The following is a 14,989-nucleotide window of genomic DNA, read 5'->3' as shown; positions in this document are numbered from 1 at the left end:
CGCAAGAGACTTCGAATTTGGCAATCTTACGGCTGGCCCTGATCGTTGTCGCGGCGTGGACCTTTTCCGCACTCGCGGGATCACATGCGTTCGCCGCGCCGAACCGCATTTCGCTGGCCGATGCCCTGCAGGCTCTGGCACGGCGCGGGCACCTGTCCATTCTCTTTCGGCCGGAAACGGTATCCGGAATCACCGCGGAGCAGCCCGGCAAGTCGGTCAGTCCTGAAGCCGGCCTCGAGGCCATGCTGCGCGGAACAGGCCTGCGTGCAAAGCGCATTGCGCCGCGGTCCTTCGTGATCGAGCGCGTGGAACAGGGCAAGGCCGAGAGCATTGGACATGCTTCTACAATAGAGGTCGAGCGAGCGGTATACCCAAGCCCCCCTTCTTCCATCGTTGTGACCGCACTGCGAAGACCAACGCTCTTGCTCGATACGCCGGTCAGCATGGTCGTACTGGGCGGGGATGAGTGGCGCAGGTTCGCCGGACGAACCAATGCCGACGTCGTCAAGCTGGCTCCAAGCCTGGCGATTTCATCGCCGGGCTCGGGTCTGGACCGCATGTCCCTGCGCGGTGTGTTCAGTGCGGGCGAGCCGAGCGTCGGGCTCTACTACGGCAACGTACCGGTGCTGGGGCCTTCGGGCTCATCTTCGGATCCGGGACTCATGACGCCCAATCTCCTCCTGGTAGATGTCGAGCGGATCGAGGTGCTGCGCGGGCCGCAGGGCACGCTCTATGGCGCAGGCTCCCTTGCGGGGACGATGCGGGTCCTGTTTCGCCAGCCTGAACTGGATGCCAACTCCGGCAGCGTGGATGCCTCGGTGTCGCTGGTGGAAGGCGGAGGCACGGGCTTCGATGCCTCCACGGTGGTCAACATGGTCGTTGCGCCCGATAGCGCGGCCCTGCGCGCAGTTGCCTATCGCAGGCGCGAAGCCGGTTTCGTGGACAACGTTCCGTTGAGGAAGAGCGATATCGGCACCAGGGATGATGTGGGCGCGCGGCTCTCCCTGATGTGGGAGCCCGAAGTCGATTGGTTTCTCTCTCTCGAGGGCGCCTACCAGGAGACCGATTTCGATGATTTTGGCAGCAGTAGCGGAGACCTTGGCACCTATCGGACAGGCCGTGAAGTACGTCTGCCCTTCTCGAGCCGGTTCTGGATGGTTTCGGGCATAGTTCGGGGCGCGCTTGGCAGAGCCGACATGGAGCTTTCGGCGTCGCGCTATCGGTGGGTGCCGCGCCGCAGCCTCGATTTCACCAGAGTGCTGGAAGATCTGCGCGGAGACCAGCATGCCTGTGCGGGCTACTTCGGGCGTTTGCCCGAAATCGGGTGTTCGACCGGGGAACTGGCCGATTTTGGCAACTATCTGGATTCGGTAACCCCGGCAGTCCTGGATCAACCGCTGCGCGTGACCGGCACATCGGCGGAGCTGCGCGTTTCGGGGAGCGGTAAGCTCGACTGGACGACCGGACTTTTCTTCAATCGTCGGATCGATAGCGGTGAAAGCTCAGCCCACCGGGTCGATGGCGAAGGCATGATCGACGGTGAGACGCCTGCACAGAGCCTGCGAAGGTTCTCAGGTGCGCTGAGGCAGTTTGCGGCCTTCGGCGATCTGACATGGCACGTTACCGACTTGCTCGATATCACAGCCGGCGGGCGTTATTTTCGCTATCGGCGTTACGCCAGCGGAGAGAGTCTGTGGCGCAATCCGGCAACCGAACTCTATGGCAGTGATGCTCCGGTCTCCTATGGCTACTCGACGAGAGGAACTGCAGGCCGCATCCGCTTGGATTTCCATCCCGGCGCCGATTGGTTGATCTACGGAGAAGTCGCACAGGGGTTTCGGCCGGGCGGCGTCAACATCATACCGGGCTTGCCGAGTGAGGCGGCCGTTTATCGTGGGGACCGGATCGTCAGCCGTGAACTGGGCTCGCGCCTGTCGCTTGCGCGTGACGCGGTTCAGATCAGTGGTGCGCTGTTTCGCCAGACTTGGTCGGACATGGAAGTCTCGGCGATCACCAACAACGGCGCCTTTGCCATTATCAGCAATCTTGGCAATGCGCGCATCGATGGGTTCGAACTGGGGCTGGACGCGCGCGCTGGCGAGCATTTCGAGGCGCGGGTGCAGACGACATACCTCGATGCCCGCCTCACCTCCAACCAGTTGAGTGAGATCGCGCAGGCAACGGGTCGGCGGGGCGACCGGCTGCCCTATGTCGCCCCGCTCATCGTCAGCAGCGTTCTGACAGGGCGCTGGAACCTGGATGAGAGTATGCGTCTCACAGTCGGCTTATATGGGCATTATACTGGCCGGCATTATTCGAGGTCGGATCGCGGCGACATTCGCGCAATGCGGCTCGGGGGCGGCGGATCGATCGATCTTCGCGCGAGTTTGGAATTGGCCGGGCAATCCTTGTCCGTCGGTGTGAGCAACCTGACCGGGAGTCACGAACGGGTCTGGGCAGCCGATACCGTATTCGCACCGCGAACAGTCACGCGGATCCAGCCGCGGACGGTCTCGGTCGGTCTGAGTTCAAGATTCTGATTTACAATATTATTTTTTCACCCCCTGCTGCACTGCAAAAAAACTTTCACATTCCGGTACGGACTCGTCGCGGAGTTGCGTCTTCCTGATTGAATACCCTTCGGGTCGCACCAGAGGGTAAGTCGGAGATGTGGCGCTGTGACCGGATTGAACGGCAATGCAGACGGAAAAATCGGGCAGCTGTCCGTAATCCTGTTGCCTGCCGAAGCGATCAGTCGGCTCCGGCCCCTGCTCCGCCTTCAAAGTCCAGAACAACAGAACAAGAGACGTCAGGGAAGGATCGCTCGGAAGGCTGGCAGACCGCCAGACATAATCGTCCTGAACCAAGGGGGGCATTCTTCCATATGAAGTCTTCGATCACCACGGCCACACTTCTGGCCGCCGTATCCCTGTTTCCGATGGCAACAATGGCCCAAACGGCAAATGCCGTTGCCGATAACGAAAGTGCCGGAGCCAACGAAGGCATTCTCGCTTCGGGCGACATCGTCGTCACGGCCCTGCGGCGCGATTCCACCCTGCAGGAAACTCCGATCAGTATCGCGGCGATGAGCGGCGAGACGCTGCGCGACATGGGGTCCAGCGAACTCTCCGGTTACTTCCGCCAGGTTCCCAACCTCAACGTGACGCAGGGCCAGATCGGCAGCAGCCGCATCAGCATCCGCGGTGTCAACGCGGCCGGTGAAGCCACCGTTGGACTTTATTACGACGAGACGCCGGTCACCGGGCCTAGCGGCACGACGCAGGACCCCGGTGCGGTAGCAGCCAACCTGAACCTCTTCGATGTCGAGCGCGTGGAAGTTCTGCGCGGTCCGCAAGGTACGCTTTACGGCGCAAGCTCCATGGCAGGCACCTTGCGCATCATCTTCAATAAGCCCGATGCCTCGACTTACGAGACGGCTGCAGAGGCCGAAGCATCGGCGATCGACGGCGGCGGTACCGGATATGGCGCCAAGGCCATGGTCAACATGCCCATCGTGGAAGACAAGCTGGCGGTTCGTCTTGTCGGCTACTATCAGAAGAAGCCGGGCTTCATCGACAATGTCCGTTACGGCGACAGGAACATCAACGACAGCACGGCGCGCGGCGTTCGCGCCCTGATCGGCTACGAGCCGGGGCCGGACACGACCATCACGGCCACCGCCATTTACGAGAAGTCCACGGCTGACGATCAGCAGGGCTGGTATCCCCAGGTCGGTCGCTACAAGACGGACTCCTACGTGCGCCTGCCCTTCAACAGCGAGATGCAGCTTTACAATCTCAAGGCGGACCAGGACTTCGGCTTCGCCACGCTGACCGCGACGGGCACCTACTACAAGTTCAACATCGTGCGCACCGTCGACTTCACTCCCGCAGTGGCCGCGCTCGGCTCGCTGCCCAGCACTTGCAGCGCCTACTACGGGTTGAGCGCCGCGTGCTCGGCGGACCAGCAGAGCGCCTTCAGCGATTATGCGTCCTCCGTCCTGCCTGCGATCGGTTATCAGCCGGCATGGCTCAAGTCGCAGAACTACGAAGTGCGGCTGGCGTCCAACGGCACCAACTTCATCGATTGGACGATCGGTGGCTACTACGAGCACCGCAAGGACCACATCGACAGCAACGTGACCAGCGTCAGCGCCGTGGACGGGGCGATCCCCGACCCGCTGCGTAACCTGAGCTATCGTTACGTCGAGACGACGGTGCGGCAGATGGCCGGGTTCGGCGAAGTAACCCTGCATCCGACCGACAAGCTCAGCCTGACGGGCGGCCTGCGGTATTACGACTACACGAAGTCCACCGGTGGTGAGGCGACGCTCGCCAGCCCGCTGACCGCCAGCATGCTCGCTGACTATTCGAAGGTGAAGGCGAGCGCTCACGGCCTGATCGAGAAATTCAACGTCAGCTACAACTTCACGCCGGATCTCATGGCCTATGCCACCGCGGCCAAGGGTTTCCGCCCGGGCGGTGCGAACAATATTCCGATCCTGCCGGAAAACCTCATTGCCTATGACGCCGATAGCCTGTGGAACTATGAAGCCGGCATTAAGACCAGCTGGCTGGGCGGCGATGTGGTCTTCAACGCTGCCGTGTTCCAGATCGACTGGAGCAACATGCAGCTGAGTGCGCGCACGGCCGACGGCCTCTACTCCTTCCTGACCAATGCAGGTGCAGCGCGCATCCGCGGCGGTGAAGTGGACCTGACGGTCCGCCCTCTGGCAGGTCTCTCGCTGTCCGTTTCGGGCGGCTACACCGATGGCAAGCTGACCGAAGACCAGGCAAACGACGACATCCTCGTGACTGCATCGAGCGGCAGGAAGGGCGATCGTCTGCCCAACAGCCCAAAGTGGAGCAGCGCTGCTTCGGCTTCCTACAAGTGGGCACTGAACGATCGCTTCGACGGTTTGCTGCGCGCGGACTTTGCCTACACGGGCAAGATGAAGTCGAATGTCAGCAGCACCGATCCGTACCTTACCTACTACGGGGACTACGCAACCCTGAACCTCAGGGCTGGTGTTGAGAACGAGACCTGGGGCATGGCGGTCTACGTCAACAATGTCACCGATACGGTGGGTAACGTCAGCCAGACCAACGGCTTCGGCTACAGCAACCTGACCTTCTCGATCCAGCCGCGCACGTTCGGCGTGAATTTCCACTTTGCAATGTAAGGAGACCCAACCGATGAAGAAGTCACCACTCTTGCTGCTTCTGGCGGGACTGGCTGCCTCTCCGGCGGTTGCGGCTACGCCCGACCCCAAGGCAGACCTTGCGCGGATCGATGCCGTGCTCGACAAGAACTATCCGCAGCTCCAGGCGCTCTACGAGGACATTCACGCGCATCCCGAAGTCGCCTTTCAGGAAACGCGTACGGCGGCATTGCTGGCTGGCAAGATGCGCAAGCTCGGCTTTACCGTGACCGAGAAGGTCGGCGGCACCGGCATCGTTGCGATCTATCGCAACGGTGACGGGCCTACCGTCCTCGTGCGGACCGAGCTTGACGGTCTGCCAGTTCTCGAAAAGACCGGCTTGCCCTATGCCAGCCATTACACGCAGGAGATCGACGGAAAGGTCACGCCCACGATGCATGCCTGCGGGCATGACATCCACATGACCTGGTGGGTTGCCACGGCGGAAGCCCTGCTGGCGATGAAGGATCGCTGGCACGGAACGTTGATGTTCATCGGCCAGCCCGCCGAAGAAACCGTCAGCGGTGCCAAGGCCATGCTCGAAGATGGCCTGTTCACGCGCTTCCCCAAGCCCGACTATGGCTTCGCCGCCCATGTCGGACCCGATGCCACCGGCAATGTGCGTTTCAAGGAAGGCATGTCTTCCTCGGCCTCGGATCAGCTGCGCATCACCTTCAAGGGCAAGGGCGCACACGGCTCGATGCCGGCATCGAGCATCGATCCGATCGTGATGGGCGGGCACTTCGTGAGCGACGTCCAGTCGATCCGCAGCCGGGAGGTCGATCCGGCCAAGTTCGGCGTGATCACAGTCGGCAGCTTCCATGCCGGAACGGCGGCCAACATCATTCCCGATACGTCGGTCCTGCAACTCACCTTGCGTTCGCATGAGCCCAAGGTGCGGCAACAGCTGATGGACGGCGTGAAGAAGACGGCCGACGCCGTTTCGGCCATGGCCGGCGCGCCAGACCCGCAGATCGATTACCTCTATGGCACTGCGGCACTCTACAACGATCCGAAGCTGACGGATTCCGTTGCGGCCGTGGTCAGGGAGGCTGTGGGCGGTAATGTCACCGTGGAATCGGAAGACAAGCCGGCGGCTTCGGGCAGCGAAGACTATTCGGAATTCGTTACGGCAGGCGTCCCGTCGGTCTTCGTGGGCATTGGCGGAGTCGATGCGGACGTGCTGGCAGGTTACGTCAAGAAGGGCGAGAAGCCCCCGGTGAACCACTCGCCGTTTTTTGCGCCCGATCCCGAACCGGCAATTCGCGCGGGCGCGCAGGCGCTTTCGCTGGCCGTGCTCACGGTAGCAGGCACCGAATAACCCTGGGACAGGGGAGCGCTCCTGCGTTCCCCCAAAGATCCCCTGCATGAGAAAGCCCCGCATGTCGCAGTGACATGCGGGGCTTTTTTCTGGCCGATAACGGCGCCTCCGGGCGCCTTACCGAAGTATCGCTTACTTGAAGACCGGCGAAAGCTTCGGACGGTCCTTGCGGGCCGGCTTCGAGCTGGCGGAACTGTCGGCAGTCGAAGGCGCGGCAGCGCTCTTGCTTTCGGGGGCCGGACTGGTCGCGCTTGCAGCGGGAGCCGGCGTTGCTGCCGGAGCCGAAGCAGGGGCGTCCTTTTTGCTGTCCTGTGCCGCAGTGGTCTTGGCGGCAGCCTTGGGTGCAGCAGCCTTCTTGGCCGCAGGAGCCTTCTTTGCACGGGGCTTGGCCGGGGCCTTGGTCGCCTTCTTGGCAGGCGCGGCCTTGGCCGCCGCGGGCGCTGCGTCTTTCTTGGCATCGGGCGCGGTGGCTGCCGGCTTCGCGGCGGTATCAGCTGCCTTCGCAGCCGGTGTGCTCTTTGCCTTTGCAGTCGTGGCACTCTTCGCGGCGGTCGTCTTCGCAGCAGCCTTGGGCTTGGTTGCGGTCTTCTTGGCAGCAGCGGGCTTCGCCTTCGCCGGAGCCTGCGCCTTGGCCGGTGCGGCTTCCTTGGCCTTGGCCGCAGGAGCCGGAGCGGCGGTGTCCTGGCCGCTGCGATCGATGTTCTTGGCTACCTTGCGGCGCAGCTCGGAATAGGCCCGGGCCACGATCGGATAGTCCGAAGGCAGGTCGTAGCGTGCCTTGTATTCGGCTTCGGTCAGGCCGTGCTTGCGCAGGTGGCGCTTGAGCGTCTTGAACTTCTCACCGGTGATGAGCGAGACGATGAAGTTCGGATCGCTGTGCGATTCCTTGGCGGATACGGCCGGTTTGACTGCGGCGGCAGGCTTGGCCGGCTTGGCCGGCTCAGCGGTTTCGGCCTTGGCAGCCGGCTGCTCTGCCTTCGGCGCTGCGGCCGGTTTTGCGGCGGCGGGCTTGGCAGGAGCCTTGTCCTCGGTCTTCGCCAACGCGGGCATCGGCGCATCTTCGCCGAATTCCGAAACGGCCTTGAATACATCGCTGAGCAGCGAAGGTAGCTGAGAGGCATTCAGCTTGTTGTTGTTCACAAAGGCTGTGACAAGGTCCAGCGAAGCCTGACGTGCGTCGAAATCTGCCATATCCATCCAACTTGAAAGTAGCTCTGCGCGAGCAGGGGAGTCTCAAAACGGGCCCATAGACACTATTGGTATATTAGATGTCAAATATTCGATTGCATAGAGTGAAATGTCCGTTCCCGTGATGGGACAGCGCTACCGGGGTAATGGGCATGAAAAACCCCGGGGGCTTGCCTTGAAGTCCCCGGGGTCAGATTTGTTTCCGTCAGGTCAGAATTCTTTGCGCACCGTCATCCCGATCTTGCGCGGGCTCCCGATGTTATATCCGAGACGCGCCCGGCCGCCGCGTTCGCGATCCAGCGACATCAGGGCGTTCTTGTCCAGCAGGTTGTTGACGTAGAGCGACACGGACAGGCCGTTGTCGAGGCTTACGCTCGTCGAGAGATTGACGAGATCGTAGGACGGAAGGCGATAGGATCCGAAGTCATAGGCTCCTGTTCCGAATGCGCCGGTCGCGGGATCGTAGAATATCGAATTGGTAAACGATCCTGCGCCCGACTCCTGGTCGGCAAGCTGGGTGAAGCGATTGCCGACGTGCTGGTAGCTTGCGGTGAAGGCCCAGTCGATGCCGTCACTGATCTCGGTTTCGTATGTGGCCGAAGCCGAGATCTGGAACTTCGGGACAGTCGGCAGGCGATTGCCCTTGCGGATACCGGCGATGACCGCACCCGAACCGTCGAGGACGGTGCTGTCAATCTTGGAATCGATGTAGCTGCCGTTCACGCTGACGTCGAAACCGTCCATGAGCCGGGCCGCGAGTTCGGCCTCGACGCCGGTCGTATGGGCCTTGGGTACGTTGAACAGCACGCGCGAAGAGCAGCTGCCGGCATCGGCGGTGACTTGGAGATTCCTGATCTCGTTATGGAACACCGCACCGTTGAAGGTGATGCCACCGGTATGCGCCTTGATGCCGCCTTCGTAGTTCCACAGCGTTTCGTCGTCGAAGGTCGGGCGGTTGCCGTATGTCGCTGCGTCCGGACCGGTCGCTCCTCCCGAACAGAGCGGGATATTCAATGGATCGTTGACGCCACCGAGGCGGAAGCCTTTCGATGCCTGAAGGTTCAACGTGACGTCCGGACTGGCTTCAAAGCTGGCGATGAAGCGTGGCGAGAAGCCTGTGGAACTGGTCTTGTCGCCGATATTGTTGTCGCCATTCGCGAAGATGCCGCCAGAGACGAAGTCGCGCTTTTCCTTGAAGTCATAGTAGCGACCGCCGGCGGTGAGCTTGAACTGCCCCAACTTGTAGCTGGCCTCGCCGAATACCGCCGCCTGCTTGATGATGTACGGGATGTCGGCATTGTAGGGCGAGTCTGCTGGGAAGCCGTTTGCGACCGAGGCTGAAGTTCCGGCACCAAGTGTGGCGTCGACGATCGCATCGTATCCAGGAGTCGGCAGGCGCTGCGCGTATGTGCGGTCGACGTGGCTGTAGAAGCCGCCGAACACCCACTGGAATGGCCCGGTGCCGGTGGAGGCCAGGCGCAGTTCCTGGGTCCATTGCTTGAGCTTCGTTCTGTCGCGCAGTTCGGAAGGCAGGTTCGCCAGCGATCCGTCGACACCCAGGTCAAGGGCGAAGGGCGAAACGGAGACCGAGCCGGTCAGCGCCGAAGCATCGCGAGCGACCAGAATGTTGCGATGGATATAAGTCGTGACCGAGGTGACGGCGATCGTGTCGGTCACGTCTGCATTGATCGTCAGGTCCGCCAGCGTCGTCTTGTCGCGGAACTGTTCACGCAGCTTGAGGTACTGGGTCCGCTCCGGAAGGATCTGCGAGGCATCGATCAGCGGATTGTAGTAGAGGTGGTAAGTATCCTCGCGGTTGAAGCCGTTGGTCTTGATATCCTGATAGATGATGCGCGGGGTCACCTTGATGCCCGGGCTCGGTTCCCACAAAACGCTGGCACGTCCGCCGTAGCGATTGCCATCGTTGATGTTCTTGCCCGCTGCCGGGCCGATCGCATCGACGAAACCGGCGTAGTGTTCGGCATAGCCTACAAGCCTGATCGCCGCGGTTTCGCCGAGCGGTACGTTGACGGCCGCCTTGCCGTCATATCCGACATCGCCGCCTTTCAACACATTTGCACCAGCTTCCACAGTGCCTTCGACGATGTCGAGCTTGGGCTGCTTGGTGATATAGCGGACCGTGCCGCCTTCGGAGCCGGAACCGAACAGCGTGCCCTGCGGGCCACGCAGCGTCTCGATACGATCGAGGTCGAACAAGTCGAAGTCGGGCGTGAACAGTGACAGTGAGATCACCGATTCATCCATGTAGACGCCAACCTGCTCCTTCACACCGGGCTGGTCGCGTACGACCTGGCCGGCGGAGACGCCGCGGATCGAGACCTGGCTCTGGCCGGGGCCGAGGTTCTGGACGGTCAGGCCGGCGATGGAGCGTGAAACGTCCTCGATCGAGGTGGCTCCCGAACGGCGCATGGCTTCTGCGGTCTGAGCATTGATCGAAAACGGAACGTCCTGGATGGATTCGTTGCGCTTGGTGGCGGTGACGATGATTTCGTTGTTGTAGGTTTCCCCGCCGCCCTGATTGGCTTCGTCCTGCGCTGCAGCAGCAGCGGAAAAGGCGATCAGGCTGAAACAGACGCCGCCGACAAACATGGCCTTGTTGTGAAGTCTCGTATTCATTTCGTTCCCCTCCCTAATGGAGAAATGATTGAATATTATGTATATAGTTCTACGAGAATTGGATTTTCAGGTTTTGTGTTCCTCCTGCACGAACATGTAATCCGTTCTTTCGCCTTTGGCGCGTGGCAGGTGCATGGCGGCTGTAATTTTTGCGCCGCCGTTGCACTTTCGCCACGTATCGCACTGGCCGGCCTGAACGTGTAATCGTCGAACCCGTACGCGCTGGGGAAAGGGCCTTTCGATACGATCCTGTGGAAGAATGCGCGGTTGCATTATCCTGGCACGTGGTTCGGCCAATTGCAGAAAGAAAATTGCGCGGAGCATAACCCTGATGGGTTATGCCCGAAGTCGACCCAGAGCCTACCAGAGTCCCCGGAGAATTGATTACGGGAACATGCAATGAGTGATGGCAAGTCAAGGCGTTCGATCAGGAGCGCAATCATCGGCGCGGGGATGGCGGGGATTCTCGCTGCAATAAAGCTGAAGCAGCGCGGCGAGGATTTCGTTGTGTTCGAGAAGGCGGACCGCATCGGCGGGACCTGGCGCGAAAATCGCTATCCCGGTCTGACCTGCGACGTACCCTCGCACGCCTATACCTACTCTTTCGAGCCCTATCCCGACTGGAAGGCCAACTTTGCCGACGGTGCCGAGATCCACGGTTACTTCGAGATGGTAACCGACAAGTACGGTATTCGCGATCAGATCCGGTTCGGGTGCGAGGTCACCGCAGTCGATTGGGATGATGCGACCAGCAGTTGGACCGTGACCATCGCATCGGGAGAGACTTATGTCGCCGATGTGGTCATCGCGGCCTCGGGTGTTCTGCACCATCCCAAACTGCCCGAAATAGAAGGGCTGGATAGTTTCGGGGGCAAGTCTTTCCACACGGCTCGTTGGGATGACGAGGCAAAGATAGACGGCGGACGCGTCGGCCTGATCGGGTGCGGGTCGACCGGGATCCAGATCGTTACCGCCATCAACAGGCGGGTCGAGCGGCTGGTGCATTTCCAGCGCAGCCCGCAGTGGATCCTGCCGGTTCAGCAGTTCGCGTTCACTGACGAGCAACGCGCCGCCTTCCGGGCCGATCCGAAGCTGATCGATGCCATCCGCTACAGCGATGAATACCTCGGCGCGGTCCTTCGCTTCACGCGCGCGATTACGGATATCGACGGAGCGCAGATGCAGGAGATCGAGGAGATCTGCAGGCAGAACCTGGAGACGTCGGTGCGGGATCCGGAGCTGCGCGAGAAGCTGCGGCCCGATTATCGCGCTGCCTGCAAGCGTCTGATCTATTCCTGGAGCTACTACGAAGAGGTCCAGCACCCTGCGGTCTTCGTGGAAACTGGTGGCATCGCTCGGGTCGAACCCAAGGGCGTGCGCATGGCCGACGGCACTTTCCATGAACTGGACACGCTGATCCTGGCAACCGGCTTTCGTGCCGATCGCTTCATCCGGCCGGCCGGTGTGACGGGGCAGGGCGGCAGGACGCTCGATGATTTCTGGTCGGTCCGGCCCAGTGCCTATTATGCGGTGACCCTGCCGGAGTTTCCGAACTTTTTCATGCTCAATGGTCCGACCGGTCCAGTCGGCAACTTTTCGCTGATCGACATTGCCGAGCGGCAGTGGGCCTATATCGACCAGTTGATGGATCTCCTGCGCACCGGTGAAGCGCGCGCCGTTGCTCCGAAGGCGAGTGCCCATGCCGATTACGAGGAGCGCCGCATCGCGGCAGCGAAGACGACGATCTTCGGATCCGGGTGCTCGAGCTGGTATCTCGATGCCACCGGCGTCCCGTCAAGCTGGCCATGGGGTTACGAGGACTTTGCCGAAGCCATGACCGTGCCGAAATTCGAAGACTACGCGATCGCTGCCTGAGCGGGCGAATGAAAGGGGAGTCGGGTGCTATGCGCCCGGCTCCCCTTTCGATTCCGGCCTTGCCGGTTATCCTCGCTGCGAGGAAATGTTGCCGCCGTCGACGACCACTTCGGCCGCGGTGATGTAACTGGCTTCATCCGAGAGCAGGAAACGCACGACGCGCCCCACTTCTTCGGGCGCGCCGAGCCGTTCAAGCAGGATACGCTTCTCGAAGTGGCCCTTTTCCAGGTTCTCTACTGCAGGGCGCATCATGGCGGTGAGGATCTGGCCGGGCGATACGGAGTTGATCCGGATGCCGTCGCGCGCCAGTCGGTCGGCCAGCGAGCGTACGAGCGAGAGCATGCCGCCCTTGGCTGCCGAATAGATCGGATTCATGGCGTTGCCGAGCGTGGCGTTGATCGAAGTGATGGCTACGATCGCCGATCCCGGGTTCCGCGCAAGGTCGGCTGCCATGGCCTGGGTCATGAACGCCAGGGCGCGCAGGTGGATGTCGATGCCCGTCTGCCAGCTCTCAGGCGTGATGCCTTCCAGCGAGCCGGTGTCGACGACGCCGGCGCAGTGAACCAGGCCGCCCAGCGGAGGGAGAGCTGCGCGGCACCGTTCCAGCGCGGCCTCGAAGTTCTCAAGCCGGCGCATGTCCACTTCTTCGAAATGGCATTTCGTGCCTGTGTCTTGTGCCACGAGGGCGGCGGCGCGCTCTGCCGCCTCACCGTTGATGTCCCAGATGGCTACGGGGCGGCCCACCGCGGCGAGGGCGTGGGCAGAGGCAAGGCCGATGCCCGAGGCGCCGCCGGTAACGATCACGGCGTTGCCGGGGCTGCTGAGTCTGGGTGAATACGTGCTGGTCAAAACGGATACCTTTCCTGGAGTCGTTGTACTGCGGGGCTAGGCTGCGTTGAAGTGGCGCCGCGCAGCACAGCTGTCGGGTTACTTCTTGCCCGAGAGGCGGCTGATGAGCTTGCGGGCAATGCCGGTGGTGTGTTTGTCTTGCGCGCCATAGCCCGGCTGCATCACCGAAACGGTAATGGCATCGCGCACGACGATGCTTTCGTCCCGAGCCTGCGCGGGCGTTGGGGCGGCCTTGTTTAGATCGATGACCACGCCAGGCAGGCTCTGTCCGCCCGCGCCCATGGCGCGCGCCACGGGGGACTGGCTCATGTCCTCGGTGAAGTGGACATCGTAGGCGTTGTAGGTGCCCACGCGGGTTAGCTTCCAGCTGTCCTTTGCAAGGTCATCGGGAAAGTTGACATTGAGCGAAACGCCCGCGGGTAGCAGGGACCTGCCGGCCGCGCCTGCGTCCAGCGCGTCGACCAGTTCGGCAGACAGCGCCGCAACGGTCGCGGATTGCGGATTGGCGAGGCCGGTATTGTCGGTCGTGCCGACGCCGGCGCTGAGGGCTACGGCCGGGATGCCACGGGCCGATGCATATTGCACGACATTGACAGTGCCCGAGCTGACGATGATCTGGCCGACGTTTTGCCCCTCGTTCGGGCCGGACAGGACAAGGTCGGGTGCCTTCGCCCAACGCTTTTGCGCCAGGACATCTATCCCGTAGAGGACGGCCATCACCGGAGTACCGTCGACATAGTTGAAGTCTTGCGCGGGGATTCCTTCGCGGTCGATCGGGCCGACGCCGGGTGCGCCTTTCTTCGCAGCGCCATTGTGGCAATCCTGCGAAAGCGGGCCGAGCGGGCGCATGAACTTCACGGCGCCGCCCATGCCGCTCTGGCCTGTGCAGGGGATCGATACGATGACATCGTGCCCCTCGGCCTTCAGCGCCTTGTACAGTGCTACCACGTTGCTGGTGAGGCCGTCGTCGTTCGAGACAACGATGTTGCGTGCCTCGGCGAGCGCGGGGGCGGCGACAAGGGCGGTTGCAAGCAGCAATCGCGTCAGCATCGGGTATATCCTTTCTTGTGTTTGATGGGGCCCTTGCATGTCTTGCGAAGGCCAGTCGTCTCGCGTCTAGGATCGAGCTTTTTCTGTTTTATGTCAGTTATTTCGGTCAATCACGGTTCGCCTTGAAGAACGGCTGCCCGGATCAGTCGGCGCAGCAAGCGGCGATATTCGTTCAAGGTGTCGGGATCGCCCGGCTCATAGCGGCGGCTGTCACCGATAAGATTGCTGTTGTTCACGTAGAAGAGGATGCCTCCCGCCACGCCGTTCAGCACGAACATCGGGGAGACCGGACGGAAGCTGCCACTCGCCACCCCCTCGTTGACGATGGCTTCCAGATCGTCGAGCGCCACGAACGAGAACTCGATGGGATTGCCGCCGCGCGGACGCACATCGGCGATCAGGCGCTGGATGATCCGCGCAGCGGTGGGCCGGGCAACCATGAAATCCAGCCAGGCGTCGGTCAGCGCGATGAGGCGCTCCAACGGACCGGTGATAGTCTCCAGACGCTCGCGCGAGAACTCGTGCATGGCATTGAAGATGTCCGCTTCGACGGCATCGTAGAGCTCCTGCTTGCCGGCGAAGTAATAGACCATGGAAGGGCGGCGCACGCCGACGATCTGCGCGATGTCTTCAAGGCGTGCATCGCCGAATCCCACGTCGGCAAAGACGGTTTCAGCGGCTTTCACGATCGCCTCGCGTGTTGCCTTGCCGCGTAGGTTTCTGGCTGCCTTCATTAACTTCTCCCTGCCTCGCGATCCGACCGGGACACGATAGTCGGTCGAAGCACCGCTTGCTTTTCTACCTTCATGTAGGTAGAAAAGCAAATGCGTAAGCAATGCTGCTTTATGATACGCATTGGGAGGATGCAT

10 protein-coding genes are annotated in these 14,989 nt (G+C 61.7%); 4 read left to right on the top strand and 6 right to left on the bottom strand.

From position 1 onward, the window contains the following. Positions 1–17: 17 nt before the first annotated feature. On the top strand, positions 18–2,540 hold the full coding sequence (locus tag SPHV1_RS02710; RefSeq protein ID WP_231634449.1) for a TonB-dependent receptor: 2,523 nt from the start codon (positions 18–20) through the stop codon (positions 2,538–2,540). Between the two features lie 9 nt (positions 2,541–2,549). Here SPHV1_RS02710 and SPHV1_RS25635 read toward each other — a convergent pair whose 3' ends face one another. Further along, positions 2,550–2,867: a hypothetical protein gene (locus tag SPHV1_RS25635; protein WP_054944546.1), complete on the bottom strand. Its 318-nt coding sequence runs from the start codon at positions 2,865–2,867 to the stop codon at positions 2,550–2,552. Positions 2,868–2,884: 17 nt separating this feature from the next. Here SPHV1_RS25635 and SPHV1_RS02700 point away from each other — a divergent pair, with 17 nt between their 5' ends. Together SPHV1_RS02700 and SPHV1_RS02695 are read left to right on the top strand one after the other, a co-directional pair. After that, positions 2,885–5,182, top strand: a complete 2,298-nt coding sequence (locus SPHV1_RS02700; RefSeq protein WP_054944545.1) for a TonB-dependent receptor — start codon at positions 2,885–2,887, stop codon at positions 5,180–5,182. 13 nt (positions 5,183–5,195) lie between these two features. Further along, complete coding sequence (locus SPHV1_RS02695; RefSeq protein ID WP_054944544.1) at positions 5,196–6,521, top strand: amidohydrolase; 1,326 nt, start codon at positions 5,196–5,198, stop codon at positions 6,519–6,521. Between the two features lie 132 nt (positions 6,522–6,653). Here the strand turns inward: SPHV1_RS02695 and SPHV1_RS02690 are convergent, their stop codons facing one another. Both SPHV1_RS02690 and SPHV1_RS02685 read right to left on the bottom strand, forming a co-directional pair. Then, positions 6,654–7,712, bottom strand: coding sequence for a MucR family transcriptional regulator (locus SPHV1_RS02690; RefSeq protein ID WP_231634447.1), 1,059 nt, complete (start codon positions 7,710–7,712; stop codon positions 6,654–6,656). A 207-nt stretch (positions 7,713–7,919) separates the two neighbouring features. Next, on the bottom strand, positions 7,920–10,346 hold the full coding sequence (locus tag SPHV1_RS02685; protein WP_231634445.1) for a TonB-dependent receptor: 2,427 nt from the start codon (positions 10,344–10,346) through the stop codon (positions 7,920–7,922). 399 nt (positions 10,347–10,745) lie between these two features. Here SPHV1_RS02685 and SPHV1_RS02680 point away from each other — a divergent pair, with 399 nt between their 5' ends. Further along, positions 10,746–12,221, top strand: coding sequence for an NAD(P)/FAD-dependent oxidoreductase (locus SPHV1_RS02680; RefSeq protein WP_054944543.1), 1,476 nt, complete (start codon positions 10,746–10,748; stop codon positions 12,219–12,221). Positions 12,222–12,287: 66 nt separating this feature from the next. On the opposite strand, the gene SPHV1_RS02675 is transcribed toward SPHV1_RS02680, so the two are convergent. From SPHV1_RS02675 to SPHV1_RS02665, 3 genes are all read right to left on the bottom strand, one after another. Then, positions 12,288–13,070, bottom strand: coding sequence for an SDR family NAD(P)-dependent oxidoreductase (locus SPHV1_RS02675; RefSeq protein WP_054944542.1), 783 nt, complete (start codon positions 13,068–13,070; stop codon positions 12,288–12,290). Between the two features lie 78 nt (positions 13,071–13,148). Beyond that, the gene (locus SPHV1_RS02670) at positions 13,149–14,120 is read right to left on the bottom strand and encodes a 5'/3'-nucleotidase SurE (RefSeq protein WP_054944541.1); all 972 of its coding nucleotides are present in this window, start codon (positions 14,118–14,120) and stop codon (positions 13,149–13,151) included. 110 nt (positions 14,121–14,230) lie between these two features. Then, entirely contained in the window at positions 14,231–14,854 is a 624-nt protein-coding gene (locus SPHV1_RS02665) for a TetR/AcrR family transcriptional regulator (protein ID WP_054944540.1), read from the bottom strand. Positions 14,855–14,989 lie beyond the last annotated feature (135 nt).

This window comes from Novosphingobium sp. KN65.2 (assembly GCF_001368935.1).
Taxonomy (GTDB): domain Bacteria; phylum Pseudomonadota; class Alphaproteobacteria; order Sphingomonadales; family Sphingomonadaceae; genus Novosphingobium; species Novosphingobium mathurense.
The sequence above is the reverse complement of the archived record's forward strand: the minus strand, read 5'-3'. Positions and strand labels throughout refer to the sequence as shown.

Excerpts from the sequence above, each read along its gene's own strand:
- SPHV1_RS02695 (WP_054944544.1), top strand. The coding sequence starts at position 5,196 with ATGAAGAAGTCACCACTCTTGCTGCTTCTGGCGGGACTGGCTGCCTCT.
- SPHV1_RS02670 (WP_054944541.1), bottom strand. The coding sequence starts at position 14,120 with ATGCTGACGCGATTGCTGCTTGCAACCGCCCTTGTCGCCGCCCCCGCG.
- SPHV1_RS02700 (WP_054944545.1), top strand. The coding sequence starts at position 2,885 with ATGAAGTCTTCGATCACCACGGCCACACTTCTGGCCGCCGTATCCCTG.
- SPHV1_RS02690 (WP_231634447.1), bottom strand. The coding sequence starts at position 7,712 with ATGGCAGATTTCGACGCACGTCAGGCTTCGCTGGACCTTGTCACAGCC.
- SPHV1_RS02665 (WP_054944540.1), bottom strand. The coding sequence starts at position 14,854 with ATGAAGGCAGCCAGAAACCTACGCGGCAAGGCAACACGCGAGGCGATC.
- SPHV1_RS02680 (WP_054944543.1), top strand. The coding sequence starts at position 10,746 with ATGAGTGATGGCAAGTCAAGGCGTTCGATCAGGAGCGCAATCATCGGC.
- SPHV1_RS02685 (WP_231634445.1), bottom strand. The coding sequence starts at position 10,346 with ATGAATACGAGACTTCACAACAAGGCCATGTTTGTCGGCGGCGTCTGT.